Source organism: Amycolatopsis sp. lyj-90, assembly GCF_046549035.1.
Lineage (GTDB): Bacteria > Actinomycetota > Actinomycetes > Mycobacteriales > Pseudonocardiaceae > Amycolatopsis.
Genome location: NZ_JAJPWP010000002.1, coordinates 431,786 through 456,141, shown reverse-complemented (window position 1 = coordinate 456,141; position 24,356 = coordinate 431,786). Strand labels below are relative to the sequence as shown.

At 69.0% G+C, this 24,356-nt stretch carries 23 protein-coding genes and 1 pseudogene; 10 read left to right on the top strand and 14 right to left on the bottom strand.

What is annotated here, in order from left to right; all coding sequences use genetic code 11:
* Nucleotides 1-312: 312 nt before the first annotated feature.
* The 3 genes from ACLJPX_RS07800 to ACLJPX_RS07790 are packed head-to-tail and all read right to left on the bottom strand — an operon-like array spanning nucleotide 313 to nucleotide 2,438.
* Entirely contained in the window at nucleotides 313-1,131 is an 819-nt protein-coding gene (locus ACLJPX_RS07800; protein WP_410599426.1) for a hypothetical protein, read from the bottom strand.
* Nucleotides 1,132-1,191: 60 nt separating this feature from the next.
* Nucleotides 1,192-1,893 carry an ankyrin repeat domain-containing protein gene (locus ACLJPX_RS07795; RefSeq protein ID WP_410599425.1) on the bottom strand — a complete coding sequence of 234 codons (702 nt, stop codon included), beginning with the start codon at nucleotides 1,891-1,893 and terminating at the stop codon, nucleotides 1,192-1,194.
* On the bottom strand, nucleotides 1,893-2,438 hold the full coding sequence (locus ACLJPX_RS07790; protein WP_410599424.1) for a GlcG/HbpS family heme-binding protein: 546 nt from the start codon (nucleotides 2,436-2,438) through the stop codon (nucleotides 1,893-1,895). Before ACLJPX_RS07790 ends, ACLJPX_RS07795 begins: the two co-directional genes overlap by 1 nt.
* Before the next feature lie 183 nt (nucleotides 2,439-2,621).
* Between ACLJPX_RS07790 and ACLJPX_RS07785 the strand changes: the two genes are divergently transcribed.
* Both ACLJPX_RS07785 and ACLJPX_RS07780 read left to right on the top strand, forming a co-directional pair.
* The gene (locus ACLJPX_RS07785; protein ID WP_410599423.1) at nucleotides 2,622-3,791 is read left to right on the top strand and encodes a sensor histidine kinase; all 1,170 of its coding nucleotides are present in this window, start codon (nucleotides 2,622-2,624) and stop codon (nucleotides 3,789-3,791) included.
* On the top strand, nucleotides 3,788-4,414 hold the full coding sequence (locus ACLJPX_RS07780) for a response regulator (RefSeq protein ID WP_101609055.1): 627 nt from the start codon (nucleotides 3,788-3,790) through the stop codon (nucleotides 4,412-4,414). The genes ACLJPX_RS07785 and ACLJPX_RS07780 overlap by 4 nt, the downstream gene beginning before the upstream one ends.
* A 10-nt stretch (nucleotides 4,415-4,424) precedes the next feature.
* Here ACLJPX_RS07780 and ACLJPX_RS07775 read toward each other — a convergent pair whose 3' ends face one another.
* Entirely contained in the window at nucleotides 4,425-5,258 is an 834-nt protein-coding gene (locus tag ACLJPX_RS07775; protein ID WP_410599422.1) for an SAM-dependent methyltransferase, read from the bottom strand.
* 142 nt (nucleotides 5,259-5,400) lie between these two features.
* On the opposite strand from ACLJPX_RS07775, the gene ACLJPX_RS07770 reads away from it, so the two are divergent.
* The 4 genes from ACLJPX_RS07770 to ACLJPX_RS07755 are packed head-to-tail and all read left to right on the top strand — an operon-like array spanning nucleotide 5,401 to nucleotide 8,837.
* Entirely contained in the window at nucleotides 5,401-5,919 is a 519-nt protein-coding gene (locus ACLJPX_RS07770; RefSeq protein ID WP_410599421.1) for a hypothetical protein, read from the top strand.
* A 58-nt stretch (nucleotides 5,920-5,977) separates the two neighbouring features.
* Nucleotides 5,978-7,351, top strand: coding sequence for an NAD(P)/FAD-dependent oxidoreductase (locus tag ACLJPX_RS07765; RefSeq protein WP_410599420.1), 1,374 nt, complete (start codon nucleotides 5,978-5,980; stop codon nucleotides 7,349-7,351).
* Nucleotides 7,352-7,369: 18 nt separating this feature from the next.
* Nucleotides 7,370-8,227: an alpha/beta fold hydrolase gene (locus ACLJPX_RS07760; RefSeq protein WP_410599419.1), complete on the top strand. Its 858-nt coding sequence runs from the start codon at nucleotides 7,370-7,372 to the stop codon at nucleotides 8,225-8,227.
* 40 nt (nucleotides 8,228-8,267) lie between these two features.
* Nucleotides 8,268-8,837 (top strand): PadR family transcriptional regulator, encoded by a 570-nt coding sequence (locus ACLJPX_RS07755; protein WP_410599418.1) that lies wholly within the window; start codon nucleotides 8,268-8,270, stop codon nucleotides 8,835-8,837.
* On the opposite strand, the pseudogene ddaH reads toward ACLJPX_RS07755, so the two are convergent.
* From ddaH to ACLJPX_RS07725, 6 genes and pseudogenes are all read right to left on the bottom strand, one after another.
* Nucleotides 8,828-9,628: pseudogene (ddaH, locus tag ACLJPX_RS07750) on the bottom strand (dimethylargininase); the annotation flags it as partial. The gene ACLJPX_RS07755 and the pseudogene ddaH overlap by 10 nt on opposite strands.
* A gap of 13 nt (nucleotides 9,629-9,641) precedes the next feature.
* Nucleotides 9,642-10,304 carry a DUF6875 domain-containing protein gene (locus ACLJPX_RS07745; protein ID WP_101609048.1) on the bottom strand — a complete coding sequence of 221 codons (663 nt, stop codon included), beginning with the start codon at nucleotides 10,302-10,304 and terminating at the stop codon, nucleotides 9,642-9,644.
* On the bottom strand, nucleotides 10,301-11,680 hold the full coding sequence (locus ACLJPX_RS07740; protein ID WP_410599417.1) for an FAD-binding oxidoreductase: 1,380 nt from the start codon (nucleotides 11,678-11,680) through the stop codon (nucleotides 10,301-10,303). Before ACLJPX_RS07740 ends, ACLJPX_RS07745 begins: the two co-directional genes overlap by 4 nt.
* The gene (locus tag ACLJPX_RS07735) at nucleotides 11,680-11,997 is read right to left on the bottom strand and encodes a hypothetical protein (protein ID WP_410599416.1); all 318 of its coding nucleotides are present in this window, start codon (nucleotides 11,995-11,997) and stop codon (nucleotides 11,680-11,682) included. Before ACLJPX_RS07735 ends, ACLJPX_RS07740 begins: the two co-directional genes overlap by 1 nt.
* Entirely contained in the window at nucleotides 11,990-12,367 is a 378-nt protein-coding gene (locus tag ACLJPX_RS07730; protein ID WP_101609045.1) for a cupin domain-containing protein, read from the bottom strand. Before ACLJPX_RS07730 ends, ACLJPX_RS07735 begins: the two co-directional genes overlap by 8 nt.
* Nucleotides 12,368-12,498: 131 nt before the next feature.
* On the bottom strand, nucleotides 12,499-13,263 hold the full coding sequence (locus ACLJPX_RS07725) for a response regulator (RefSeq protein WP_410599415.1): 765 nt from the start codon (nucleotides 13,261-13,263) through the stop codon (nucleotides 12,499-12,501).
* 535 nt (nucleotides 13,264-13,798) lie between these two features.
* Between ACLJPX_RS07725 and ACLJPX_RS07720 the strand changes: the two genes are divergently transcribed.
* Genes ACLJPX_RS07720 through ACLJPX_RS07705 form a run of 4 tightly spaced genes read left to right on the top strand, consistent with a single transcriptional unit; the run spans nucleotide 13,799 to nucleotide 18,972 of the window.
* A complete protein-coding gene (locus ACLJPX_RS07720) occupies nucleotides 13,799-15,082 on the top strand; it encodes a SidA/IucD/PvdA family monooxygenase (protein WP_410599414.1) in 1,284 nt (427 codons plus the stop codon).
* On the top strand, nucleotides 15,082-16,617 hold the full coding sequence (locus tag ACLJPX_RS07715; RefSeq protein ID WP_410599413.1) for a class I tRNA ligase family protein: 1,536 nt from the start codon (nucleotides 15,082-15,084) through the stop codon (nucleotides 16,615-16,617). The genes ACLJPX_RS07720 and ACLJPX_RS07715 overlap by 1 nt, the downstream gene beginning before the upstream one ends.
* Nucleotides 16,617-17,651 carry an NAD(P)/FAD-dependent oxidoreductase gene (locus ACLJPX_RS07710; protein WP_410599412.1) on the top strand — a complete coding sequence of 345 codons (1,035 nt, stop codon included), beginning with the start codon at nucleotides 16,617-16,619 and terminating at the stop codon, nucleotides 17,649-17,651. Before ACLJPX_RS07715 ends, ACLJPX_RS07710 begins: the two co-directional genes overlap by 1 nt.
* A 16-nt stretch (nucleotides 17,652-17,667) precedes the next feature.
* Nucleotides 17,668-18,972: an FAD-dependent oxidoreductase gene (locus ACLJPX_RS07705; RefSeq protein ID WP_410599411.1), complete on the top strand. Its 1,305-nt coding sequence runs from the start codon at nucleotides 17,668-17,670 to the stop codon at nucleotides 18,970-18,972.
* 71 nt (nucleotides 18,973-19,043) lie between these two features.
* Here ACLJPX_RS07705 and ACLJPX_RS07700 read toward each other — a convergent pair whose 3' ends face one another.
* The 4 genes from ACLJPX_RS07700 to ACLJPX_RS07685 are packed head-to-tail and all read right to left on the bottom strand — an operon-like array spanning nucleotide 19,044 to nucleotide 24,133.
* Complete coding sequence (locus tag ACLJPX_RS07700; protein WP_410599410.1) at nucleotides 19,044-20,291, bottom strand: ATP-grasp domain-containing protein; 1,248 nt, start codon at nucleotides 20,289-20,291, stop codon at nucleotides 19,044-19,046.
* The gene (locus ACLJPX_RS07695; protein ID WP_410599409.1) at nucleotides 20,284-21,549 is read right to left on the bottom strand and encodes an acyl-CoA dehydrogenase family protein; all 1,266 of its coding nucleotides are present in this window, start codon (nucleotides 21,547-21,549) and stop codon (nucleotides 20,284-20,286) included. Before ACLJPX_RS07695 ends, ACLJPX_RS07700 begins: the two co-directional genes overlap by 8 nt.
* Nucleotides 21,546-22,871, bottom strand: a complete 1,326-nt coding sequence (locus tag ACLJPX_RS07690) for an ATP-grasp domain-containing protein (RefSeq protein ID WP_101609037.1) — start codon at nucleotides 22,869-22,871, stop codon at nucleotides 21,546-21,548. The genes ACLJPX_RS07695 and ACLJPX_RS07690 overlap by 4 nt, the downstream gene beginning before the upstream one ends.
* The gene (locus ACLJPX_RS07685) at nucleotides 22,868-24,133 is read right to left on the bottom strand and encodes an MFS transporter (protein ID WP_410599408.1); all 1,266 of its coding nucleotides are present in this window, start codon (nucleotides 24,131-24,133) and stop codon (nucleotides 22,868-22,870) included. Before ACLJPX_RS07685 ends, ACLJPX_RS07690 begins: the two co-directional genes overlap by 4 nt.
* Between the last annotated feature and the right edge of the window lie 223 nt (nucleotides 24,134-24,356).

Sequence of the window (24,356 nt, the reverse complement as noted above, 5' to 3'; positions counted from 1 at the left end):
TCTGGATGCCGATGTGGGCGAGTGGGGAAGATTTAAGACGTTGAACGTCTCAAATCCTCCCCGCTCGACCGCCGTCCGCGAGGTTGCGGGGGTGCCACGGTCACGCGTAGGTAAGCAAATACCGGTCCGCTCCAACCCGCATTGCCACTCGCGACCTCCGTCGCAACCGTGCATTTGGGCTCAGGCAGGCGTTTATTCGCCCGAAACTGTCCTCTGTGGATAGTCAGGGTGCGGTCGGCTCTCGTCGGCCAGTCCAGATCCGCCCCGGTGCGACCCGGCCGCGAAACATGACACGTTTGCCCTTCCCCTCGTTTACGCCGTCGCCGCGCGGGGGAAGTCCTTGCGTTTGATCTTGGCCCGGCGCCCGTCCGGATGGTGGAAGACGATGCCTTCGGCGGGGTGTCCGGGTGAGAACCGGCTGTCCAGGGTGGCGAGGAAGTCCCGGAGTTCGTGGTAGCTGCGCGGTGTCTCGGGGAGGGGCGGCGCCTGGAAATTGAAAGGGATGCACCGGTGGTCCTCGAGCCCCAGGGGATTGCCTTGGATACGGGGGCCGAGTGCCTCGCTGGGGTGTTCCCCGTCCGGCCAGTCGGACACGTCGGTATTCCCGGCTGCCGCGAGGATCCACTTGTCGTCGGCGGATTCGCTGTCGGTGTCGACGTACCAGCCGTCCACGATGCCCTGCTGTTTCTGCTCCTTGCTCGGGTTGCGTCGCTTTTCGACCCGGACCAGCCGGCCCGAGCGCACGGTCAGCCGGATGTTGGTGCCGTCCAGTTTCTCGGTGCCCACCCCGGCGCCGTCGAACACCCACGCGCATTCGGCGCGGGGTCTGTCGATGACGTGGAAGCGCTCATCGCGCTCGAAAAGCGTGGGGATCTTTTCCATGACGGTCTTCCCTTTCACGACGTGCCCGATGAGTTCCTCGGCCGAGATGGCGCCGGCGGCCAGTCCGCCGGCGAGGGCACGTATCAGCTCCGCGACGGGGACGTCGGCTTCGACCGCCACGTGCTTCAGCGCCTTCTTCTCTTCCGGTGAAATCCAGGCGACCAGTCGCGACCAGCCCTCGGGAGGTGTCCAGCGGGCCAGCGTCGCAGGGTCTTTCCGCGGCCTGCCCCGTCCTCGTGCTTGATCCACGGCTAGAACGTAGCCAGCGGCGGCAGCTTGTGTCAATTGGCATAATAGAAAATAGGCGGGTCAGTGTGCGGCGGCCTCCTTGAGGATCTGGGCGACCGTCGTTTGGCCTTTGGCCCGGGCGTGGGCGAGGGGAGTGACGCCGTCCTTGTCGGCGAGGTTCACGTCCGCGCCGGCGGCGGCGAGCGCCCGGACGACCTCCTGGTGGCGCGGTCCGCCGTCGCCGAGGATGACCGCCTCCAGCAACGCGGTCCAGCCCAGGTCGTTCACGTGGTCGACGTCGATCCCGCTGGTCGCCACCAACCGCACGTACTCGACGTGCCCGCGTTCGGAGGCGGGGATCAGCGAGACGCCGCCGAACCGGTTGGTGATGGTCAGATCGGGCTTGCTCCCGAGAAGCAGCTTCGCCATCGCCACGTTCCCGGTGACCCCGGTGACCAGCCAGGGCGTGTCATGCCGCCCGTCGAGCGCGTTCGGGTCGGCGCCCGCCTCGACGAGGACGCCGGCGACCTCGACCCGGTTCTCGGTGACGGCGACGAGCAGTGGGGTCCGGCCTCGATCGTCCCGCGTCTCCAGGTCGGCGCCCGCTTCGACGGCCTGCCTGACGAGGTTCACGTCGGCTTCGAAGAGTTGCTGCACGGGGGCTCCTTGGCGGGGTGGCTGGGACTGCGTGGGCGGGGGTGGTGGAGCGCTCGGTGCCTGCGCGGAGCAGGCACCGAGCGCGGCGGCGGCGAGCAGCGCCGTGATCGCCCGCCCGCCGATCATCAGCGGAGTTCCCCGATGGCGCGCAAGCCCGCCGTGGCGAACCGCTCGTCGAGGTCGCCGCTGGGCGCGCCGCCGACCCCGATCCCGGCGATCGGACCGCCGTTGGCGGCGACCGGCACACCGCCGGCGAGGAAAAGGGTCCCGGGGATGTCGCGGATGGTCGGCCCGTCGCCCTGGGCGTTCTTGGCCAGCGCGGACGTCGGCTGCCCGAAGGAGACCGCGGTGAAGGCCTTGCGCTTGGCGGACTCCTCGGTCTGCGGTCCGGCGCCGTCGCCCTTGAGCAGGACGCGCACCGCGCCGGACCGGTCCAGCACGGCCACGGTGACCCGCTGCCCCTCCTTCTCGGCGGCGTCCAGCGCGGCCTGCGCGGCGCGGGTGGCGGCGTCGACGCCGAGCACGCCGGTCTGCACCACGGCCTGCGGCGCGGGCGGCTGCGGCTTCCGGTCCTGCGCCTGTGCCGCGCCGAGACCGGTGGCGAGTGCGACGGTCGCGAGACCGGCCGTCATACCCAGGACGAGGCGGGTGCGGGGGAGCTTGGCGTTCATCGGATTTCCTTTGCCGTGGGGGTGTTCGTACTCCTACGACTCTCCTGTCCGGCGGACGTGGGCGAATCGGGAATGTGGAGCTTGATCGGGCGTCGTCCGGTCGGTGCGGGCATCAACCGAACGATTGATGCGGCGGAACCCCCCTTCCTGCTTACGATCATCTGCGACGGAGGGAGGACCGGAATGAGGTCGCATATCGGGGCGGCCACCAGGCTGAACGCCGCCATGCACACCGGGTTCTTCCTGTTGCTGGCCGCGTCGGTCGCGCGGTTCGTCGCGGGGCACGGGCTGAGCGGGGCCACGCCGCTGATCCTCGTGCTCACCGGCACGCTCGCGCTGGTGTACGCGGCGGGAGTGCTGAGCTGGTCCGCGCTCGGCCGGTTACGCCCGGTCTGGCTGACCGTGGTGATCGTCGTCTGGCTCGCGCTGGTGGTGGCGGCGCCGAGCTTCGCCTGGTGCGCCGTGCCGTTGTTCTTCGTCTGTCTCCAGGTGCTGCGCTCGCGGACCGTGGTCGTGGTGGTCGCGGTGCTGACCGTCGCGACCATCCTCGCCCAGCTGCGGATCGCGAGCGGGTTCGATCCGAGCATCGTGCTCGCGCCGGTCGCCGTCGCGCTGATGGCCACGATGACGTTCCTGCAACTCGACCGCGACCGGGTGGAGCTGGGCGACCTCGTCAAGGATCTGCTCCGCGCCAGGGTCGAGCTCGCGCAGAGCCAGCGCCTGGCTGGGATGGTGCAGGAGCGGGAGCGGCTGGCGCGGGAGATCCACGACGTCCTCGCCCAGGGATTGTCGAGTATGCGGATGCTGCTGCAGGCGGCGCAGAGATCGTGGGACACGGATCTGGAGCTGGCCAAAGGACACGTGTCCCGCGCGGTCGACGCGGCGGGCGACAACCTCGCCGAGGCGCGCCGGTTCGTGTCGGGCTTGGGATCCCCGCGGCTCGACAGCGCCGATCTCGCGGCCACCTTGGAGGACCTGGTGGAGCAGGTCGGTTTCGCCGCCATGCACGTGGTGCGCTTCGAGACGAGCGGGACCCCGTATCCGTTGTCCTCGGAGGTGGAGGCGAGCCTGCTTCGGATCGCTCAGAGCGCGCTGGCGAACGTGAGCGATCACGCCGGGGCGAGCGAAGCCGCCGTCACGCTGACCTACTTGGCCGACAGGGTCGTTCTCGACGTCCGAGACGACGGTGTCGGCTTCGATCCGGCCTCGGCGCGCGCGAGCGGCGACCGGGGCCACGGTCTGCGGATGATCGGCGAGCGGCTCGCCGAACTCGGTGGTGAGATGGTCGTCGAGAGCGCGCCGGGAGAGGGCACCGCGCTCGCGGTCACCGTGCCCACCAGGGAGGTCCGATGACCGTCCGGGTGCTGGTCGTCGACGACCATCCGGTGGTGCGGGCGGGGATCGCCGCGCTGCTCGCCGGAGAACCCGACATCGACGTGATCGGCGAATGCACCGGCGCCGACGAGGCCGTCCTGTTCGCCGCGGACCGGAAGCCCGACGTCGTGCTGATGGACCTGCAACTCGGCGACGGCCCCGACGGCGTGAACGCCACCGAGCGCCTGACCGCCCTCCCGGATGCCCCGAAGGTACTGGTGCTCACCACGTACGACGCCGAACTGGACATCACCAGGGCGGTCGCCGCCGGCGCCACCGGCTACCTGCTCAAGGCGGGACCGCCCGAGGACCTCTTCCGCGGCATCCACGCGGCGGCGCGCGGCGAGACCGTGCTGGCGCCCCAGGTCGCGGCCCGGCTCTTCGGGCACATGCGCGCACCGACAGCCGCACTCAGTCCTCGGGAGACCGAGATCGTGGGGCTGCTGGCGGAAGGTTTGATCAATCGGCAGATCGCGGCGCGCTTGTTCATTTCCGAAGCGACGGTGAAAACGCACCTGGTCCACATCTACGACAAACTCGGTGTCGACAGCCGTGCCGGTGCGGTAGCCGTCGCCACGGAACGGAGGATCATCCGCACCTGAGCGGATCCGCTCAGGGCTTGCGCCCGACGGCGGCGACGATGCAGTTTCCGGCCGCCGGCATCGGTTCCGCGCGGGGGCCGGTGGGCCACCACGCGTCGTTGACCACGATGCCGGGGTCCATGAGTTCGAGGCCGTCGAGCATTTCCTCGATCTCGGTGCGAGTCCGGAAGAAGCCGCGGCTGATGCTCTGGTTCAGGATGGCCTGCACCCGGTGGGCGATGGGACTGTGCTCGTTCTCCGGGTCGAAGAAATGCGAGAACACCACGTAGGACCCGGAGGGAATCGCGTCGATGTAGGTCTGCAGCACCTGCGCCGGCGGCATTCCTTCGTCGGCGCTGTGGTGGTGCAGCGTGGCCACGTGCATCAGGGCCAGCGGGCGGTCGAAGTCGATCGTGGTGGTGACGACGTCGTTCTTCAGGACCTCGTCGGGTGCGAAGATGTTGGCCCCGATGAGCCGGGTCCTGTCGTTCTCTTCGAGCAGCGCGCGGCCGTGCGCGAGCACCACGGGATCGTTGTCGACGTACACGACCTGCGCGTCGGGATTGATCCGCTGCGCGACCTGGTGGGTGTTCTCCGCGGTGGGCAGGCCGGAGCCGCAGTCGAGGAACTGGTCGATCCCGGCCTTGCCCGCGAGGAAACGGACCGCGCGGGTCAGGAAGGCGCGATTGCTGACCGCGATGATGTTGACCTCGGGCACGGCCTGGTTCAGCTGCGCGAGCAGCTGCCTGTCGACCTCGTAATTGTCCTTGCCGCCGAGGGCCGCGTCATAGGCGCGCGCCACGCTGGGCACGGTCGTGTCGATCCTGTTCGAAGGAAGGTCGACATTTCCCTTGTCCTGGCCCACGGCAAACCCCACTGGTAATCAGACGATCACTCAACGTCGGATGAATGCTACCAGCGGGCAGCGTTCATTCCTCGATGAGGATGCCTTGCCCGCAGGTACAAATCAGGTCATGTCCGGCCGTCGAGTCCCCGAGGCTGTTGGTATGACGGGGGAAGATCGGGTGCCGAAGAAGCGCACGACGTGGAAAGACGACCTGGCGATCGGCGTTCTGGTGGGCGTCATGCTGGTGACGCCGGCGGCGGTGGCCGTGTCCGCTTCGATCGGGGACTGGCTGTGGACCATCGTGGCGGTTCCCGGCACGGTCTTCCTCGCCCTGATCATCGGCGGGTTGGTCAGGACTCGCGCGGCCGCCGCACTCGGCTCGCTAGGCCGCAAGAACCGTGTCGCGACCACTTTCGCGGTTCTCGGAATGATCATCGGGGCGGCGGCGGGCGCGGCCCTGATCTGGTTCGGGATCTCCTTCAACCTCGACGCGGACATCTGCGACCCGGATCGGAGCACTTGCATCGCCGTGGTGGACGGGATCGCCCGCGGCGAGTCCGACGAATCGGTCGGCGGTCAGCGGTTCAAGACCTTCCTCCTGTCGCTGGTGGCCATCCTCCCCGGCGCGCTCCTGTTGTACGCCGTCGCGCGTGCGGCGCTGGCGCGCGTTCGCGGTTGACGCCTCATACTCAACAAGTTATATATGAATGATGTCCTATGCTGGTCGAGGTCGAGCAGTGGTACTCGGTGCGGGCGTCGCCGGTCTCGTGACCGCCCGGGTTCTGTCCGGCCACTACGACGAAGTGGTCGTGATCGAACGTGACGAGCTTCCGGACCGGCCGGACCACCGGCGGTTCGTTCCCCAGTCGCGGCACGCGCACGGCCTGCTGGGATCCGGTCGCCGGGTACTGGTCGGGCTGTTTCCCGGCCTGTCCGCGGAGTTGGCCGAGGCCGGCGCGCTCACCCCGGGCTCGGGCGATCCGGCGATGGGGGATCGGTCGGTCTTCCTGGTCCGCGGCGGGACGACCATCCGGATCCCCGCCTGGTGGAGCGGTGGTTTCGGCGCCAGCCGGATCCTGCTCGAACACGCGATCCGGGAGCGCGTGCGGGCCTTGCCGAACGTCGTGGTCCGGGACCGGGCGCTCGCCGTCGGGCTGCTGACCGACCGGACCCGCCGCCGCGTCACCGGGATCCGGACGGTCGACGACGAGCTCGGCGCCGATCTGGTCGTCGACGCGTCCGGCCGCGGGTCCCGGCTGCCGGAGTGGCTCGAACGGATCGGGTACCGGCCTCCGCCGGTGTCGGTCGTCCATTCCGACGTCCGGTACGTCAGCGTGGTCACCGAACCCGACCCGTCCTTCGATCCCGAGTGGCTGGTCATCCTCGGTGGCGGCGGGGAATCCGCCTCGCCGGTCGGCGGTGTGGTGCTGCGCGTCGAACACGGCAGGCTGCACATCTCGTTCGGCTCGGTCGGGCGGAGCGAGCCGGTCCCCACGGGATTGCCGGAACTGCGCGCCTTCGCCGATCGGCTGACAGCGCCGGTGGTGGCCGAAGCGCTCCGCAGGTCGACACCCGTCGGACCGATCCGCACCTTTCGCGTCCGCAGCAACACCCGGCGCCACTACGACCGGATGCGCGAGATGCCGGCCGGTGTCCTCGCGCTCGGCGACGCCGCCTGCGCGGCGAATCCGATCTACGGCCAGGGAATGAGCGTGGCCGCCCTCTCGGCGGCCGCGCTCGGCCGGGTGCTCACCGCCGAGGGCGGCGCACCACGGCCGGGGTTCGAGCGCCGCGCCGCACGGGCCATGGCCGCGACCTCCGCCGACGCCTGGCGCCTCGCCGTCGGGGAGGACCTCCGCCACGGATGCCACGCCGAAGGTGTCCGATCGCCCTGGACGGCGCGGTTCGGCGAGGGTTACCGCAACCGGCTGGAACGAGCGGCGGCGCTGGATCCCGAAGTGGCGGCGGCGTTCAACGACGTGCTCAATCTCCACCGCCCGGTGTCTTCGCTCGGCGCCCCGCGGATCGCCCGCCGGGTGCTGCGCCCCTTGCGGGACCGCGATCCGGGCCCGTTGTCCGCTACCGTCGCAGCCGTACTCGGAGTCGCCTGAACCGAGCGAGGAGCTCCCATGTTCCAGCCGCAGTTCGTGGACGTCGACGACGTCCTGCTCCACGTCGAGACCGATGGTCCCGAAACCGGTCCGGCGGCGTTGTTCCTCCATGGCTGGCCCGACCTTTGGTTCACTTTCGAGCCGCAGATGACCGCACTCGCCGAGCGGGGGTACCGGGTGATCGCGCCGGATCAGCGCGGCTACGGCCTGTCGTCCAAGCCCGCCACGGTCGCCGACTACCGGATGCCCGAACTGGTCAAGGACATCGTGCTCCTCATCGAACGGCAGAAGGCGGCGCCGGTGCATCTGGTCGGCCACGACTGGGGCGGGGCGGTGGCCTGGGCGGTGGCGATCGAACGGCCCGATCTGCTCCGGTCGCTGACCATCGTCAACTGTCCGCATCCGCAGGTGTTCGCCCGCACGCTGACCCGGCGGCCCTCCCAGTTGCTGCGGAGCTGGTACATGCTGGCGTTCCAGATCCCCGGCCTCGCCGAGACGGTCCTCGGTGCCCGCGGCGGCGCGGTTCTCGCGGCGATGCTCAAACGCGGCGCCAACCTGAGCGAGGCCGACGTGGACCGGCACCGCGCCGTCTGGCGCCATCCGGGCACGATCCATCGGCCACTGTTCTGGTACCGCGCGCTGTTCCGGACGCTGCCGCCTTCCGACGCCGACCTGTCGGTCCGGGTGCCGACCCAGATCATCTGGGGCCGCCGGGACGGCGCGCTCGGCAAACTCCTCGCCGAACCGAGTGCCGCCCGGTGCGACGAGTCCGAGCTGCACTGGCTCGACACGAGGCATTGGCCCCACCGCGAAGAACCCCGGCGGGTCACCGAGTTGCTCGAAGCCTGGTTCGCCCGGCACGCGGACCGGGCCTGATCCGGTTGGTACTCTTCCGGTCGCCGCCGGAAGGAGCCCGATGCTCAGATTCGCCCTGCTGGGCTTTCTGCTGCGGCAACCCATGACCGGCTACGACCTGGCCACCGCGATCCGCACCAGTATCAACTTCGTGTGGCCCGCCCAGCTCAGCCAGATCTACCGGACACTGAGCCAGCTCGAGGACAGCGGGCTCGCGGTGTCCGAAGTGGAGCCACAGCAGGGCAAGCCGGACCGACGGGTGTATTCGGCCACCGACGCCGGACGGCGGGCCTTCGACGCCTGGCTCGGCGAACTGGTCACCGAACGGGATCCGATCCGGGTGCCGTTCCTGGTCCGCTTCTTCTTTTCCGGGTCCCGCTCGACAGAGGACACGGTGACCCAGCTCCGGGTGATGCGCGACCTCCACGTCAAGGATCGTGACAGGCTCGCCGACGAGCTTCCCCAGGAGATCACCGCGGCCGCCGCCCGCACCGAAGGGACCGAACTCGATCCCCTGATCTGGGATTCGGTCCGCCGCGCCGGTGAGATGATGGCGCAGACCTGGGTCGACTGGATCGACGAGACCATCGAACGACTGCAGCGCGCCGACGGGCAGCCTCCTCAGGCGTGACGCAGTTCCAGCGTGCAGCACTTGACGCTGCCGCCGCCCTTGAGCAGCTCCGACAGATCGGCGCCGATCGGGTCGAAACCCCGTTCCCGTAGCTGGGCGATCAGCCCCGTGGCTGACTGCGGCAGGATGACGTGCCGCCCGTCGGACACCGCGTTCAGGCCGAACGCCGCGGCGTCGGCGGCCGACGCGATGACGGCGTCCGGGTACAGCTCTTCGATCCGTCGCCGGCTTTCCTCGGTGAAGGCCTCCGGGAAGTACATGACCATGTCGTCGTTCAGCACGGTCAGCGCGGTGTCGAGGTGGTAGTAGCGCGGGTCGGTCAGGGTCAGCCCCACCACCGGTACGCCGAAGAACTCCTCGCTCTCTTCGTGCGCCCGGGGGTCGGACCGGAAACCCGAACCCGCCAGGATCCGGGAACCCGCGATCAGGAAGTCGCCTTCCCCTTCGTTGTGCCACCGCGCCTGCCGCACCTCGCGGTAGCCGTTTTCGGTGAACCAGTTCAGGTAGGACTCGGATTCCTGGCGGCGTTGCCGGTGGTGGAAGCGCGCGACCAGCGCCCGCCCGTTCACCACCGTGGCGCCGTTCGCCGCGTACACCATGTCCGGCAGACCCGGCACCGGATCGAGCAGATCCACCCGGTGGCCCAGTTCGACGTAGAGGTCCCGCAGCCATTCCCACTGGGTGATCGCGAGTTCGGTGTCGGTGGGTTTGCCGGGATCCATCCACGGGTTGATCGAGTACTCGACATCGAAGTACGCCGGTCTGACCATGAGATAGTGCCGCATCTGTGTTCTCCCGAAGTGCTCAGGCCGTCTGCAAGGATTTTTCGTTGCCTGCCAGCCGCTTGACCAGCTGGTCGCGGATGCGGGGCGGGATGTCCGGGGCGAAACGCCGGAAGTAGCTTTCGGCGTGCACCGTGCTGTCCATCAGGAACGGCAGGTCGAAGACGACCAGTTTGCGGATGGCCAGCAACGGTACCGGCGCGCGCAGCGCCTTGAACTTCTCGTTCCACAGGCCGGGCTGGTCGCAGACCGGGTGGAACTGCCCGATCATCAGGCCGTCGTTGACGAACTTGTCCTTCGCTTCGCGCTGCAGGTCGTCCAGCACCGTCGGGTCCTGGTAGTCCAGTTGCGGCAGCACCAGGAGGATCGTCAGCAACTCCCGTTCCGTGGGCGAAATCCTGGCCGACAGCCGCTCGTGCCACGAGCGCAGGCTCTCGATCGCGTCGTGGACGTCCGTCTCGCCGTTGGTGGCGGTCAGGGCGGCCAGATGGAAGAGTCCTTTGTGGAGTGATGGCTGGGTGTAGGGGCATACCGGGCCGTTCCGGCCCAGTTCCGGGTGGGGGGACACCAGGTAACGTCCCGCCCAGGAAAGGATTTCCCGGACATACGGTAGATGTTCCGCCGGCAGGGCGCCGCTTTCGACCTCGGCCGCCGTCCAGATGAGAACCTTGTTGTCGCCGATCATGATCCGATGCTTTGTGCGAAGGTGAAGACGCCGTCAGGGTCGACCCGGTTCTTGATGTCCTTCAGTCGCGGGTAGTTGACGCCGTAGTAGGCGTCGCGCCAGTCCGCGAGATCCGGGTCGATGAAGTTCTGGAAAGCGCCGTCGGACACGTACGGCGACAACGCCTCCGCCAGGTCCTTCAGCCAGTGAAGGTTGGCGTCGACCACGGCGGGCTCGTCGTTCTCGGCCCACGAGGTGTCCATGGACAACAGGAACATCGCGTTCCGGTGGGCGAAAGCGGTGTCCGTCGCGCCCATCCGGTTGATCGCGCCACCCCACGAGAACAGGGCCGCGCCACCGCCGTCCGGGTTGCCGCTGCCGGGCCAGCGGTCGACGAACGAGAGCATCGTGGCGATCGCCTCGTCGGGAAGCGGTTCGGTGACGATGTTGGTCCGCGCCGCGAACGCGCCCTCGGCGGTCTCGTGCAGCAGATCGTCCTTGGCCTGCCAGAAGGTCCGGTCCTCGATGTCCATGCGGATCGGCTGGGCGACGGACAGGACGGGGTCGAGGATCTCCCGCAACTCCTTGGCGGGGCCGAGATACTGCCCGATGGCCGACACGACGGACTTCGACCCGCCGACCGTGCTGACGCCGATCCTGGCCGCGAACTCGTCCGGTGACCGCCGCACGATCTCTTGCAGGACCGACACGACCTTCGGCGCGTCCGCGCGATCCCACAGCACCAGGTAGCTGGCGCAGTCGGTCACCGGCCTCGCCTGGAAGGTGAAGGACACGTTGACGCCGAAGTTCCCGCCGCCGCCACCGCGGCAGGCCCAGAAAAGGTCCGAGTTCTCTTTCGCGTCGCAATGCAGCACTTGCCCGTCCGCGGTCACCAGCGTGGTCGCCACGAGCGCGTCCGCGGTGAGCCCGAGTACGCGCGACGTGGCACCGCAGCCGCCCCCGAGGGTGAGGCCCGCGATGCCGACCGTAGCGCCGTTGCCCAGCGCGAACGCCATCTCGTGGGGCTGGATGGCGGCGTAGACGTCCGCCATCCGCGCGCCGCCCGCGGCGGTCACGAGCCCGGTCGATCCGTCGGCGGACACGGTGTTCATCGCGCTGAGGTCGATGACGAGACCGGTGTTGACCGAATGTCCCGCGTAGCTGTGCCCGCCGCACCGTGCGACGACGTCGACACCGGCGTCACGTGCCCACTCGATGGCTTTTCGCACGTCCGCGGTGTTCTCCACGGACACGACACCGGCGGGGGTGATGCCGGCGAATCTCTTGTTGAACGGCGTGCTGGCCTCGCGGAACCCGGTTTCCCCGGGACGGCGGACACGGCCTGCCACGGTGCGTTCGAGGAGTCGCCAGTCCGCGTCGTCTGGGCTGCGGGACACTAGCTCACCTCGTCGAGGTAGGAGACGCCGGTGGCGGCGTGCGGGCCGTAGCGTTCCCACACCTCACGCAGCCGGAGATGACCGTCCTCGGCCACCTCCGGCGTGTTCACCGTGTGCCCGCAGATCACCTCGCCGGTGGCGAGCACCAGCGTGTACCCCAGGTGGAGGGCCCCGTTCTCCCGGCGGGTGCCGGCGATCGATCCCCGCCGTACCTCGCCCCCGGCGAACTCGGCCCAGACGACGTCGCCCTCTTGGCGGTATTCGGCGACCGCCTCGGCACCTTCTTTGCGGAATTTCCGCCCGTCGTAATTAATCATGGGACTCGGCCCGGTCGATCTCGTGGGTGATGAACTCGTCGGACATCGCGCGGTCCCACCAGATCGCGTAGTAGGCGAAGTCCTCGTCATTGTCGTTGACGAGGTAGTGCTCGATCTCCGGTTTCAGGAATACGAGGTCACCCGCGGTGAACTTGTGCCGCTTTTCACCGGTGACCACCTCGGCGCTCCCGGTCATTCCGATGAAGATCTCGTGCTCGTGATGAGCGTGGGCAACCGATACGTCACCAGGACGCAGCACGCACCAAGCTCCTCGAAACGGTGCCGTCATACCGTTCCACGGATAAAGCAGCTTCATGTCCAATCCGTAGGCCCGCGTCAGGTTCTCGTGTTCCAGCCTGCGGATGTCCACGACAGCTTGGTCTTGGTCAGTCACATCCCACTCCGATCGGCGTGCTTTTCATGTCGGACGTTCGGTGCTGACCGAGGCTATATTTGGCCCGCTTCCCGGCAACAGGGGAACTATTCCCGATTGCCGGTGAATCAGCCGCGGCCGAGACCGGCGTCCCGCGCCAGCACTATCGCCTGTGCGCGATCGGCTACGCCGAGTTTGCCGAAGACGACGGAAACGCGATTGCTGATGGTCTTCGGCGCGAGTGCGAGCTCGCGCGCGATGGCCGAGTTGGCCTTGCCCGCGGCGATGCGGTCGAGTACTTCCCGCTCCCTGGTCGTCAGCTGCGGGAACGGGTAGGGGTCCGGACCGGTCGCCGACCGCATCAGCGCGCCGAACCGGCAGGCGATCGCCTTCCCGACGATCGCCTCGCCCGCCGCGACGACCTGCACGCCGCGGACGACCTGGTCCAGATCGGAGCTCTTGATCAGGTATCCGCGCGCTCCGGCGTGCAGCGCCGACCTGATCGCGGAGTCGTCGTCGGCCGAGCTCAGGACCAGGACCCTGGTCTCCGGCGCGATCCGCGCCACCCGGCTGATGACGTCGACGGTCGAGAACTCGCCCAGCTGCGGATCGATGACCAGCACGTCCGGCTGGTGCCGGAACGTTTCCGAGATGGTCGCGTTCGCCGTCGCCGCCTCACCGACGACGGCGATGCCGCCGACGTCTTCGAGCGCGGACCTGACCCCGTAGCGAATCGCCGGCTGGCTGTCGGCGAGCAGAACGGTCACCCAAGCGGGGCCGCTGCTCTCCTCGGACATGGTGTGGTTGGGCAACAGGCTCGCGGTGCGCCGCCGGTCTTGATGTTCGACCGGCCACAAACGAGCGGTGTTGCCGATACTGGCGTGGTGATTCATCTTTCCCCCTACCTGCCGCTACTGAGCCTGCCTGATCGGCTCCGTTCAGTGAACTGCGATGAAGATGCGCTCGACCGTGGCGGGGATGGGGCTGCCGGCCGCGAGAGGAGTCTATGTAGTAAGTATCGAACGGATCTATATGACTGTTATGGGCAATTGATCGCAATCAATTTTCCGGCCGGATCCAGGCGTCCGATCAACAGGGAAGAAGCGGCAGACAGGGTGATCGCGTTCGTCCGTGTCCTGGTGACGGCACCGTGCCTCACCGTATCGCGAGCACGAAGAGGCGGACGGCCTGGCCCGTAAGATCGCCTCGTGGTGCCTGGCGGCAATTATGCCGTCGTGGTAACGGAGAAAAGCGTCGCGGAGGCTAGTCGCCCGCATTTCCCCGGGAAAGGGGAGATCTTCCCGGCCATCGGGAAACCCCGGGGAGGCCCCGATGAGATTCCCCGGACCTCGGGAAAGTCATCCCTATCGTCGGGGAAATGCCGCTGCTTAGTGTCGGCATCCTATTCTGGACGAACGGGGTGTATCTGTGACTGAAATACAGGTGGGTTTGCTGGCGATCGGTGCGGGGCCTGCGAACCTGGCGCTCGCGGTGGCCATCGAGGAGTCCGGGAATCCGGAACTGGCCGAGCAGACGCTGCTGCTGGAGCAGAGTCCGGACATCAAGTGGCAACGCGACTTGCTGATGCCGTGGGCGCGCAGTCAGGTCTCCTTCCTCAAGGATCTGGTGACCCTGCGCAATCCGCGCAGCAAGTTCTCGTTCCTCAACTTCCTGCACGACCAGAAGCGGCTCGACGAGTTCGTCAACCTCGGCACCTTCCACCCGTTCCGCTGGGAGTTCTCCGACTACCTGCAGTGGGTCGCGAAGTCGCTGGACCAGGTCCGGATCCGGTACGACGCGAAGGTGCAGAGCATCGAGCCCGCGCGTGGCGCCGACGGGTCGATCACCGGCTGGATCGCCACGCTCACCGACGGGGACACCATCCGCTGCCGCGACCTGGTCGTGGGCGGCGGCCGTGACACGCACGTGCCGGACGTCTTCGCCGACCTGCCGCCCGACCGTCTCATCCACAGCGCCCAGTACCGGCGCCGGATCGCGGAGCTGCCCGCGGACGCGCCGCTGCGCGCCGTCGTGGTGGGCGGGGCCCAGAGCGCGGCCGAGATGTTCATGGCCCTGCACGACAATCTGCCCAACAGCACCCGGACCATGATCGTGCGGTCCATCGGCCCGCAGAACTACCAGACCAGCAAGTTCGTCAACGAGCTGTTCTTCCCGTCGTTCGTCGACCGCTTCTACGACAGCCCGCCCGAGATCCGCCAGCAGGTGCTCGAGGAGATGCGCCTGACCAACTACGCCGGCGCGGCCCCGCCGTTCCTCGACCACATCTACACCACGCTCTACCAGCAGCGCGGCATCGGTCAGCAGCGGTCGGAGGTGCGGACCCTGACCGAAGTGGTCGGCGCCAGGATCGAAGACGACGAGGTCGTCCTCGATCTGCGGGACCGGACCAGCGGCAAGGTCGAGGCGCTGCAGTGCGACCTGGTGCTCCTCGGTACCGGCTTCGACCAGCGGATGCCCGCGATGGTCCGCGACCTGGCCGACCGCGTCGGCCTGTCCGAGGTCACGGTCAGCCGCTGCTACCGGGTCGATCTCGGCGATTCCGCCTGGGGCGCGGTGTATCTGCAGGGCATCAACGAGGCCACGCACGGTATCGCCGACTCGCTGATCAGCGTGCTGGCCCACCGGTCCCGTGACATCGTCAGCGATCTGCTCGCCCGCCGGGGCGCCGCCGCCGAGTCGAGGACCGCCTGATGAACCGGCTGGTGGTGATCTCGCCGGCACCGACGGCGAACGGCGACCTGCACCTCGGCCATCTCGCCGGCCCGTTCCTGGCCGCGGACGTCTGCACCCGGTACGCCCGCGCGGCCGGCACGGAAGCGCTCTACGGCACCGGCATGCACTTCACCCAGAACTACATCGTCACCGCCGCGGCTCGCCTCGGCGTGGCGCCTGAGGACCTGCGGGAGCGTTCCGCCGAGCAGGTCCGGCAGACCCTGACCACCATGGGCGTCGAGGTCGACGGGTTCGGCTGTATCGGCGACCGGTTCACCAAGCTGGTCATGGACTTCTACGACCGCCTGCACAGCACGGGCAAGCTGGAGCTGCGGACGGTCCGGTTCCCGTACCTGCCGAGCACCGGCGAGTACCTGATGGACGCGTACGTCACCGGCGGTTGCCCGTTCTGCCTGGCCGACGGGTACGCCGGGATCTGCGAGAGCTGCGGCCTCCCGGTCGCACCCGGCGATCTGATCGGCCCGCGGTCGACGCTGCACCCGGACGAGCCGCTGGAGTACCGCGAGGCGGACATCCTCGTCTTCCCGGTGGAGCGGTACCGCGCGGACCTGGAGGCGTACTTCGCCCGGACCCCGATGCGTCCTGGCATGGCCCAGCTCATCGAGTCCGCGCTCGCGGGGCCCCTGCCGGACTTCCCGATCACCCAGCCGACGTCGTGGGGTATCCCGGCGCCGTTCCCCGAGGTGCCGGGGCAGGTGATCTACCCGCACATGGAGGGCATGCCGTGGAGCATGTTCACCACCGCCCTCGCCGCCGAAAAACGCGGCGCGGTCCTCACCGCCGACGACGAGCTGTGGCAGGAGGACTCCGGTTCGACCGTGGTGTACTTCCTCGGCCTCGACGCGACGTATCCGTTCGCGATCGTGGGCACGGCGATGCTCACCGCGCTTGGCGGTCACGTACTGCCCGCGCAGTACATCACCAACGAGTTCTACGAGCTGGCCAACGAGAAGTTCTCCACCAGCCGCGGGCACGTGGTGTCCGGCCGCGAGCTGGCCGCCGAGGTACCGCGCGATCTCATCCGCTTCCATCTCTGCGCCACCAGCCCCGAATACCAGCGCACCGACTTCACCCACGAGGCCCTGCTCCGGGTCAGCGAGACCCGGCTGACCGGGCCGTGGAACCGGGTCGCGGCGGCGGTCGACGCCTGGGTGGACCGCGGTCCGCTGACGGTTTCCGCCGACGCCAGGCGGACGGCGCTGCGGATGATCGAGCGGTTCGCCGACGGGTACGAGCTCCCGCGGTTCAGCGTGACGGCCGTGGCGTCGACCCTCGCCGAGCAACTCGGGCGGCTGGACCGGCTGGCCGCCTCGGTGACCACCGAGACCGCGGGCGACCTCTGCCATCAGGTGGACGTCTTCCTGCGTTGTGCCGCCCCGATCCTGATCGATCTCGCCGCGGGCGCGCTGCCCGACACGACGTTGCCGGGACAGGTGGACGCGGACACGATCACCCCCAAGAGATTGCCCCGGCTCGCCGGGGCGGGCGGCTGATGGCTTCGGTCGCCGTCGTCGGTGCCGGGGTGACCGGATTGGTGACCGCGATCGAGTGCGCGCTCGCGGGTCACCGCGTCACCGTGCTCGATCGCGGCCCCGTCCCGAACCCCGCCTCGACGTCGTCCGATCAGCACCGGGCCTTGCGGGTGCTGCGCCCGGACGATCTCGAGGGCACGCGGCGGATGGCCGAGGCCCGCCGCCGTTGGCTGGAACTGGAGTCGTTGCTGCGGACCACGCTCTTCCGCCCGGTCGGCGTGGTCACCGCGGGCACCCCGGACGAGCTCGAGCTGGCCCTCGACACCGCGGCGCTGGCCGGGCTCGCGGCGGTCACCGTCTCGCCGGAAACCCTTGCGCCCGTGGTATTCCCCGCCGGAACCGGCGGGGTGCACGACTTGGGCGCCGGGGTTCTGCTGGCGGACCGGTTCCTGCGCGCGGCGGCCGAATGGCTCGCCGCGCACCCTTCGGTGACGTTGCGGCCGCACTGCGCCGTCGACGGCATCGACGACCATCGGGTGACCCTGGCCGACGGCACCGCCGTGGGCGCGGATCTCGTGCTGGTCGCGGCGGGCCCCTGGAACACCGAGCTGGTCGAGCAGCCCGTCGTGTTGTACCGCCAGACCATGATCTACCTGCACCCGCCGCGGGATCTGGCCGCTTGGTGGGCGTCGGCCCCGGGAGTCGGCCGGATCGGCGGCGGCCGCACGGCCTGGCTGCTGCCGCCCGGAGAGGGCACCCTGCTCAAGATCAGCTCGGACACGGTGTGCCGTCAGGTCGCGAACACCACGGAACCGGATCGCGAACCGTGGGCCGACCGGTTGCTCGCCGAGCCGATCCTCGCCGGCGCCGCGGACTACGCCGTCGCGGCCGTGCGGGAGTGCCACTACGCGGCCGATCCCGTCGACGGTGGCCCGATTCTCACCCGGATCCGTCCGTCGGTGTGGTCCCGTCCCGCCTGCGGCGGCTCCGGGTTCGGCACCGCACCGCTCGTCGCCAGGGAAATCCTCGGCGCTGTCATGGAGGTCAGTGCGTGAACAAGGGGAGTGCATAGTGGAGTTCGCGATCGTGGGCGCCGGCATGGCCGGCGCTTTCCTGGCGCTTTCGCTGGGCAGGCAAGGGCATACGGTCACGGTGTACGACCGTCGGCCGGACCCCCGCGAGACCGCCAGCGCGGTGACGTCGATGAATCTCGGGCTGTCACGGCGCGGCCTGGCGGCGCTGGACCGGCTGGGACTGTCGGAGGAAGTGCGGCGGCTCGTGGTGCCGATGCAGGGCCGGATGCTGCACAACATCGACGGCGGGCTGCGGTTCTCGGCGTACGGCGAGGGCGGCATCCTGGCCATCCAGCGCCAGGACCTGAGCGCGCTGCTGGTGGAGGAAGCCAGCCGGGTACCCGGCGTGCGGTTCGTGTTCGACACGCGCTGCACGGGGATGGACCGTGACCTGCCCTCGGTGTCCTTTGTGGACCCCAACGGGCAGGCACTCGTGGTCAAGCCGGACGTCGTGGTGGGCGCGGACGGCGCGTTTTCGGCCGTCCGCCGGTTCATGCACCACGAGCAGCGTGCGGAGTTCTCGCAGAGCTACCTCGAATGGGGCTGGCGCGAACTCCACATCCCGGCGGCCGCCGACGGCTCCCACCGCATGGCGGACGACGTCTTCCACCTCTGGCCCCGCGGCGACATCATGATGTTCGCCCACCCCAACCGCGATGGCTCCTTCACCTGTTCCTGCGTCCTCCCGTTCCACGGCACGCACGGCTTCGACTCGCTGCGGACGGCTTCGGACGTGGAATCGTTGTTCCGCGAGTATTTCCCCGACGTCCTGTCGCTGGTTCCCGACCTCGGCGAGACGTTCCTGCGGCAACCGACCTTCAACCTCGTCACCGTCAGCACCGCGCCGTGGACCTACGAGGGCAAGGTGGTGCTGATCGGCGACGCCTGCCACGCCGTCTACCCGTTCCTGGCACAGGGGATGAACTCGGCGTTCGAGGACGCGCTGGAGCTGACGGAGAGCCTCGCCCATCATCCGAACAGCACCTCGTCGGCGCTGACGAGGTACTACTCCCGCCGCAAGCCGAACACCGATGCCCTGGCGACCATGTCCCACCGCAACTTCGCCGAGCTCCGCGACACCGTGCGCTCGCCGGCCGTCCGCCTGGAACGCGCTTGCGACACCGTGCTGGAGAAGGTTCTTCGCCACCGCTGGATGCCCCTGCACGCGATGGTCACCAACACCACGGTCCCGTACGCCAAGGCGCTGCACCGGGCGACCCGCCAGCATCGCATCCTGAAGTACTCGGCCGCGGCCGCTCTCTCGACCGTCGCCGCGGCTGTGCTGCGGCGGCTGCGTCGCTGAAGGCGCGACTAGCGCGTGAAGGCCCCCTTCCCTCAGCTGAGGGAAGGGGGCCTTCACGCGTGAGAGCAACGCTACGGACGGACCTCGATGCGGATCAGGCCCGCGGCCTTCTCCGCGCGCCGCAACGCTTCGGCCGGGCTGTCCGCGACGGCCATCACCAGCCCCGTCCGGTCCCACGAGCTGCGCAGCCCGGAGAACCGGTGGCCGGGTTTGACCTGGATGTCCACCAGGAACACGCCTTCCGCCTGACGGGCCTCCTCGAGTCCCAGCACGGCGTCGATCACTCCCGGCTCCATCGGGACGAACCGGACGGCGGCTCCGCCCGTGGCGCGGCGAGGCAGCTCGGGCAGCGGCTCGCCGCGCATCATCATGAAGTACGAGCGCAGCAGTTCCATCGAATAGGCGCGGTCGATGACCTCCATGATGCCGTCCCCGGCGATCCGGCCGGCGCATTCCACCAGATACGGCACACCGTCGGAGACGATCCACTCGCAGTGCAGGATGCCGTCGGCGAACCCGACGGCCGCGACGACGCGATCGGTCTGCTCCGCCAGCGTCTCGGCGAGGTCGCCGGGAATGTCGGCCGGGACGATATGCGCCAGCTCCACCGGCCGCGGGCCGGGGTAGAGCTGTTTGCCGGTGACGTTGGCGAACAGCCGCCGTCCGCCGCGGACGAGCATCTCGACGCTGTACTCGGGCCCGGGCACGTACCGCTCGACCAGCATGGACAGTTCCATCGGCCGGTCGGGTACGAAGATGCCCTCGTCCTGCTCGACACAGCTCGTCCAGGCTTGCCCGACTTCGGCCGGGTCATGGACGATCTGCGTGCCGACCGCGGCCTGCCGGTTCGCCGGTTTGAGCACCACCGGGCCCGGATGGTCGGCCATGAACGCCAGCACCTCCGCCGGGCCGGTCACCGTGGCACACTCCGGATTGGCCAGCCCGGCAGCCGCGCTGACCTTGCGCAGCAAGGCTTTGTCCCGCAGGATCTGCGCGGCGCCGAGACTCGCGCCCGGCAGGCCGTAGCGTTCGGCGAGCCGGGCGGCGAACGGGGTGGCGTACTCGATCAGCGGCACCACCGCGACCGGGTCGAGGTCGCGGTGGGTGGCGTAGAACTCGTCGGCCGTACCAGGACTGGCGTATTCCCAGCCGATCAGTTCGCGGACCAGCGGGGACCCGTCCAGTCTCGCGCGCAGATCCCGTTTCCGGATCACGTCCGGCTCTTCGACGAGGATGACCGAACCGTCGGGTTCGGCGCCGGTGAGTGCCATCAGCACCGGCGTCACGAACCCGACGATCAGGATGGGTCGCTCACGCATCGAGCTCGGACTCGGTCTTGGGCTTGTCCACGATGCCGAGCATGAACCGCATGGAAGGCTTGGCACCGACCAGATGCGCGCCGACCGTCTGGGTGACCCGGTCCCGCGCGGTCGGGTGCATGGCCATCGTCATCGAGTCGCGGAGCCACCGGTTCATCGGGTCGCCCGACCTGATCGCCGCGGTGCCGAGCAGATCGCAGAGCCGCTGCACGACCCGCTTGGACATCTGGAACGCCTGCCAGCCGGTCAGCGCAGGCGCGACCCGCTCGTCGGGCGTGAGGTCGTCCAGCGTGCCGATCCCGTCGGCGGTGACCTCCCACTGCCGTTCCAGCGCCCGGTAGACCCCGGCGCGCGTGGTGCTGTAGTCGGCCTCGCATTCGGCCAGCGTGATCTGGATGCGCTCGTTGTCCTTCCAGGCGACGCCGCTCATCCGCCAGGGCGAGCCCTTCAGCATGTCGACCCGTTCCATGGTGAGACCGCGGACGTAGTCCAGCGCGGCCCTCGCCACGCCGAGCGGCACCCCGCACATGCTGCGCTGGATCACGTCCGGCTGCACGTGCGGTCCGTTGGGGACCTTGGGGTTGTCGAAGGTCAGGGTGTGGTTCTCCGGGACGAACACGTCGGTGATCGTGTAGTCGCTGCTGCCGGAACCGCACAGGCCGAGGGTGTACCAGTTGTCGACGGATTCGATCTGGTCGCCCGGCACCATGAACAGGCGCGACTCGTGCGGGTTGCTGCCGTCCGGGCTGGCGTACGGCTCGCCGTTCTCGAACACCATGGCGCCGGAGGCGACCCATTCGGCGTGGGTCGAACCGCTGCCGAAGCTCCACCGGCCGGTGAGCCGGTAGCCGCCGGGAACGCGCTCCGCGTGCCCCGTCACCGGCAGCACCCCCGCGGAGTGCATGTCGATGCTGGTGAACATCCGGCGCGCCTCGTCCTGGTCGAGGAAGTTGGCGTGCAGGCCGATGTCCGAGCCGAGCTTGGCGCACCAGCCGACGGACGCGTCGCCCCACGAAAGGGCTTCGATCACCTCGGTCTGCTCCATCGAGGTCATGTGCGGGCCGCCCCAGTCGCGGGTGAAGCCGATCCGGAACGCGCCGGAGTCGCGCAGCAGCTCGACCACGTCCGCGGGCAGGCTCCGGTTCTTCTCGATCTCCGCCGCCCGTTCACGCAGGATCGGCGCGAGCGCTTTCGCGTTCGCGAGGATCTGCGCGCCGGTCAGCGGCACATCGGTGCGGACGGGCTCGGTCATGGTCATGCGGAAACTCCCTCGTGTTCGTCGACGTCGAGCAGCCCGGCGGGCATCTCGAACGCGGTACCGGGTTCTGGTGGGTCCACCGGATCGGCGTCGACCCGCACCAGGGCGGCGGCCGTATCCAGTCGCTGGGCACAGGTTTCACGGTCTTCGGCCTCGCACACCACGAACGAGTGCCGGGCGAGGTAGCCGCCGGGCGGCAGCCGCAGGGTGGTCCCCGGGTCGATCATCGGTGACGCGAAGACCAGGCCCGGCACCGTTTCCCGATCGGACGGGACGGTGACCCCGTGGACGAGGCAGTCGTGGTCCGGGTAGCCGAACCGGATACCGGCGACCACGTCCCGGGTGGGGGCGATGACCGGCCGGTGCCCGGTCGCGACGGCGAACAGGATCTCGCCGGGGTCGAGACCGGTGGCCGTCCTGCCGAGGAACGGGATCAGGTCGCCGCCGAGGCGGCCGTTGATCTCGATGATCAGCGGGCCGCGGTCGGTCAGCCGGACCTCGGAATGGGTGATGCCGTCCTCCACGCCGAGCGCGCGGTGGGCCTTGGCCAGGACGTCCATCAGGACGGTGTCGTGCAGCAGCGGATCGCCGGCGTCGACGACGTGCCCGATCTCCTCGAAGTACGGCTGGTCGCCGGTTTCCTTGCGGGCCACGAACATCGGCAGGTACTCGCCCTTGTACACGGCGGCGTCGATGCTGATCTCCGGCCCGGAGACGTAACCCTCCACGATCGCGCCGCCGCCGTAGCGGCTCTGGTCGACGGTGGCCGCGCCCATCGCGACACCGAACGCGGCGTCCACTTCGGACTCGTCGGCGGCGTACACCACGCCGATGCTCGCGCCCATCGCCCTCGGTTTGAGCACCACCGGGTACCCGATCCTGGCGGCCGCCGCACGGGCCTCTTCGAGGCCGGTGGTCAAGGCGTAGCCCGGTTGCAGCAGCCCTTCGGCGGTCAGCACGGCGCGGGTGCGGTTCTTGTCGCGGCAACCGCGGACGCCGTCCACGCTCAACCCGGGGACCCCGAGTTCGGCGGCGAGTTCGCCCGCGGCGAGCACGACCGGCTCGTCCCAGCACATCAGGCCGACGATCCGGTGCCGTCCGGCGACCTCACGCGCCGCGGCGAGCATCTCGTCCGCGTCGAACACGTCGGTGTGGACGATCTCGTCGAAGTAGGCGTGCTGCCAGGTGGGTTTGAGATTGTTCAGCAGCACCAAGCCGATTCCGGCCGCGCGGGCGCACCGGTGGATGGACGAGACCAGGTATTCGCGATACAGCTTCAGTCCGCTGCCGATGACCAGCAGCACGCCGTTCGATTCGTTCATGGTCGCTCTCCCACGACTTCCGGCTCGGGTTCGGCCACAGGCTCCGGCACGGGAGGCTGTTTGAGGCCGTAGATGTGCATCGATCCGGCGATGACGGACAGCACCGCGCAGAAGCCCCAGAACGCCGGACCGCCGAACTCGCTCCAGAGGTACAGCCCGAGGATCGGGCCCAAGGTCGCGGCCACGCCGGACAGCGTTTCCTTCGTCGCGATGTACCGGCTTCTCACCTCGACCGGGAACGTGGCGGGATGGGCGGCCGTGCTCGGTCCGTGGATCATCAGCCCGGACACCGCCAGCAGGGCGCCGGCGACCACGAAGAACGGATGCTGCGCGATCAGTCCGTAGAGGGTGAACGCCACCGCGCTGACCAGGTTGCCGAACAGTCCGGCGAGGTACTTCGGGATCCGGACGATGTAGGTGGTGATCTTCAGTTCACAGGTGATCAGCACGACCGAGGAGATCACCAGGACCGTGCTGTACAGGCCGACCGGATGGCCGGCGGCGACGATGTTCAGCGGCAGCACCGCGACCGACCCGGCGTAGATCATCATGCCGAACACGCCTGCCACCAGGTAACACAGGAACCGGGTGTCCCGGATCAGCTTCCCGTAGACCTCGCGAGCGCTCAGGGCGGGAACCGGCGTGCCGCCGGGTTCGGCGTCGTGCCGGGTCGTGGTTTGCTTCGGCAGCAACACGAACGCCAGCAGCGCCCACAGCGCCGCGGTCGCTCCGTCCAGCCAGAACAGCAGGTCCCAGTTCACCTGGATGACCACGGCGGCGATCAGCGGTGCCACCGCCGCCCCCATGTTCAGCGCGATGCGCATCATCGAGAAGCCCATGACCTTGTGCTCTTCCGGCATGAGCTCGGCGAGCAGCACCGCCGCCGCCGGCCGGTAGGCCTGGATCGACAGCCCGGACAACGCGATCACCGCGAGCAGTAGCGGAGGCGTGCCCGAGACCAGCGGGATCGACGCGACGAGCGGTGCCGCGCACGTCATCACCGTCACGATCGTCGCGCGGCCGCCGAACCGGTGGGTCAGCTCGCCGCCGAGCATGGCGCCGAAGATCGCCCCCACGCTGTACGCGGCGAGGCAGACTCCGGCGAAGCCGACCGAGGTGCCCCGGAAGGTCAGATACAGGATCAAGAACGTCTGGACGAACGCGCCCAGCTGGTTGACCAGCATGCCGCCGAGCAGATACCTGACCGGGGCGGGGGTGGACCGCAGCACCGCGAAGACGCCGGTCCTCGTGTCGCCGGTCATGCCGCCGTGCCCGTCATCGAACGCTCGGCCTGGCCACGGCCGCATCGGCCGACCGGCGCCGCGCCGATCGCCGGTACGCCGATTCCTTGGTCAGTCACACAGCCACCTCCATTGTCCGATACCCGCGGTGGTTCACGAAACGCACCGGCGCGGGCCCAGTCCATGGGAGGGACAGCGAGCGTTGCCGAGATGGCCGACCGGTGCCCAAAGGCTAGGTTCGGAT

Coding starts and splice junctions, on each gene's coding strand:
- ACLJPX_RS07795 (WP_410599425.1), bottom strand. CDS start 1,893: ATGATCGGCGGGCGGGCGATCACGGCGCTGCTCGCCGCCGCCGCGCTC.
- ACLJPX_RS07790 (WP_410599424.1), bottom strand. CDS start 2,438: ATGAACGCCAAGCTCCCCCGCACCCGCCTCGTCCTGGGTATGACGGCC.
- ACLJPX_RS07785 (WP_410599423.1), top strand. CDS start 2,622: ATGAGGTCGCATATCGGGGCGGCCACCAGGCTGAACGCCGCCATGCAC.
- ACLJPX_RS07780 (WP_101609055.1), top strand. CDS start 3,788: ATGACCGTCCGGGTGCTGGTCGTCGACGACCATCCGGTGGTGCGGGCG.
- ACLJPX_RS07770 (WP_410599421.1), top strand. CDS start 5,401: ATGACGGGGGAAGATCGGGTGCCGAAGAAGCGCACGACGTGGAAAGAC.
- ACLJPX_RS07760 (WP_410599419.1), top strand. CDS start 7,370: ATGTTCCAGCCGCAGTTCGTGGACGTCGACGACGTCCTGCTCCACGTC.
- ACLJPX_RS07755 (WP_410599418.1), top strand. CDS start 8,268: ATGCTCAGATTCGCCCTGCTGGGCTTTCTGCTGCGGCAACCCATGACC.
- ACLJPX_RS07745 (WP_101609048.1), bottom strand. CDS start 10,304: ATGATCGGCGACAACAAGGTTCTCATCTGGACGGCGGCCGAGGTCGAA.
- ACLJPX_RS07735 (WP_410599416.1), bottom strand. CDS start 11,997: ATGATTAATTACGACGGGCGGAAATTCCGCAAAGAAGGTGCCGAGGCG.
- ACLJPX_RS07725 (WP_410599415.1), bottom strand. CDS start 13,263: ATGAATCACCACGCCAGTATCGGCAACACCGCTCGTTTGTGGCCGGTC.
- ACLJPX_RS07715 (WP_410599413.1), top strand. CDS start 15,082: ATGAACCGGCTGGTGGTGATCTCGCCGGCACCGACGGCGAACGGCGAC.
- ACLJPX_RS07710 (WP_410599412.1), top strand. CDS start 16,617: ATGGCTTCGGTCGCCGTCGTCGGTGCCGGGGTGACCGGATTGGTGACC.
- ACLJPX_RS07700 (WP_410599410.1), bottom strand. CDS start 20,291: ATGCGTGAGCGACCCATCCTGATCGTCGGGTTCGTGACGCCGGTGCTG.
- ACLJPX_RS07695 (WP_410599409.1), bottom strand. CDS start 21,549: ATGACCATGACCGAGCCCGTCCGCACCGATGTGCCGCTGACCGGCGCG.
- ACLJPX_RS07690 (WP_101609037.1), bottom strand. CDS start 22,871: ATGAACGAATCGAACGGCGTGCTGCTGGTCATCGGCAGCGGACTGAAG.
- ACLJPX_RS07685 (WP_410599408.1), bottom strand. CDS start 24,133: ATGACCGGCGACACGAGGACCGGCGTCTTCGCGGTGCTGCGGTCCACC.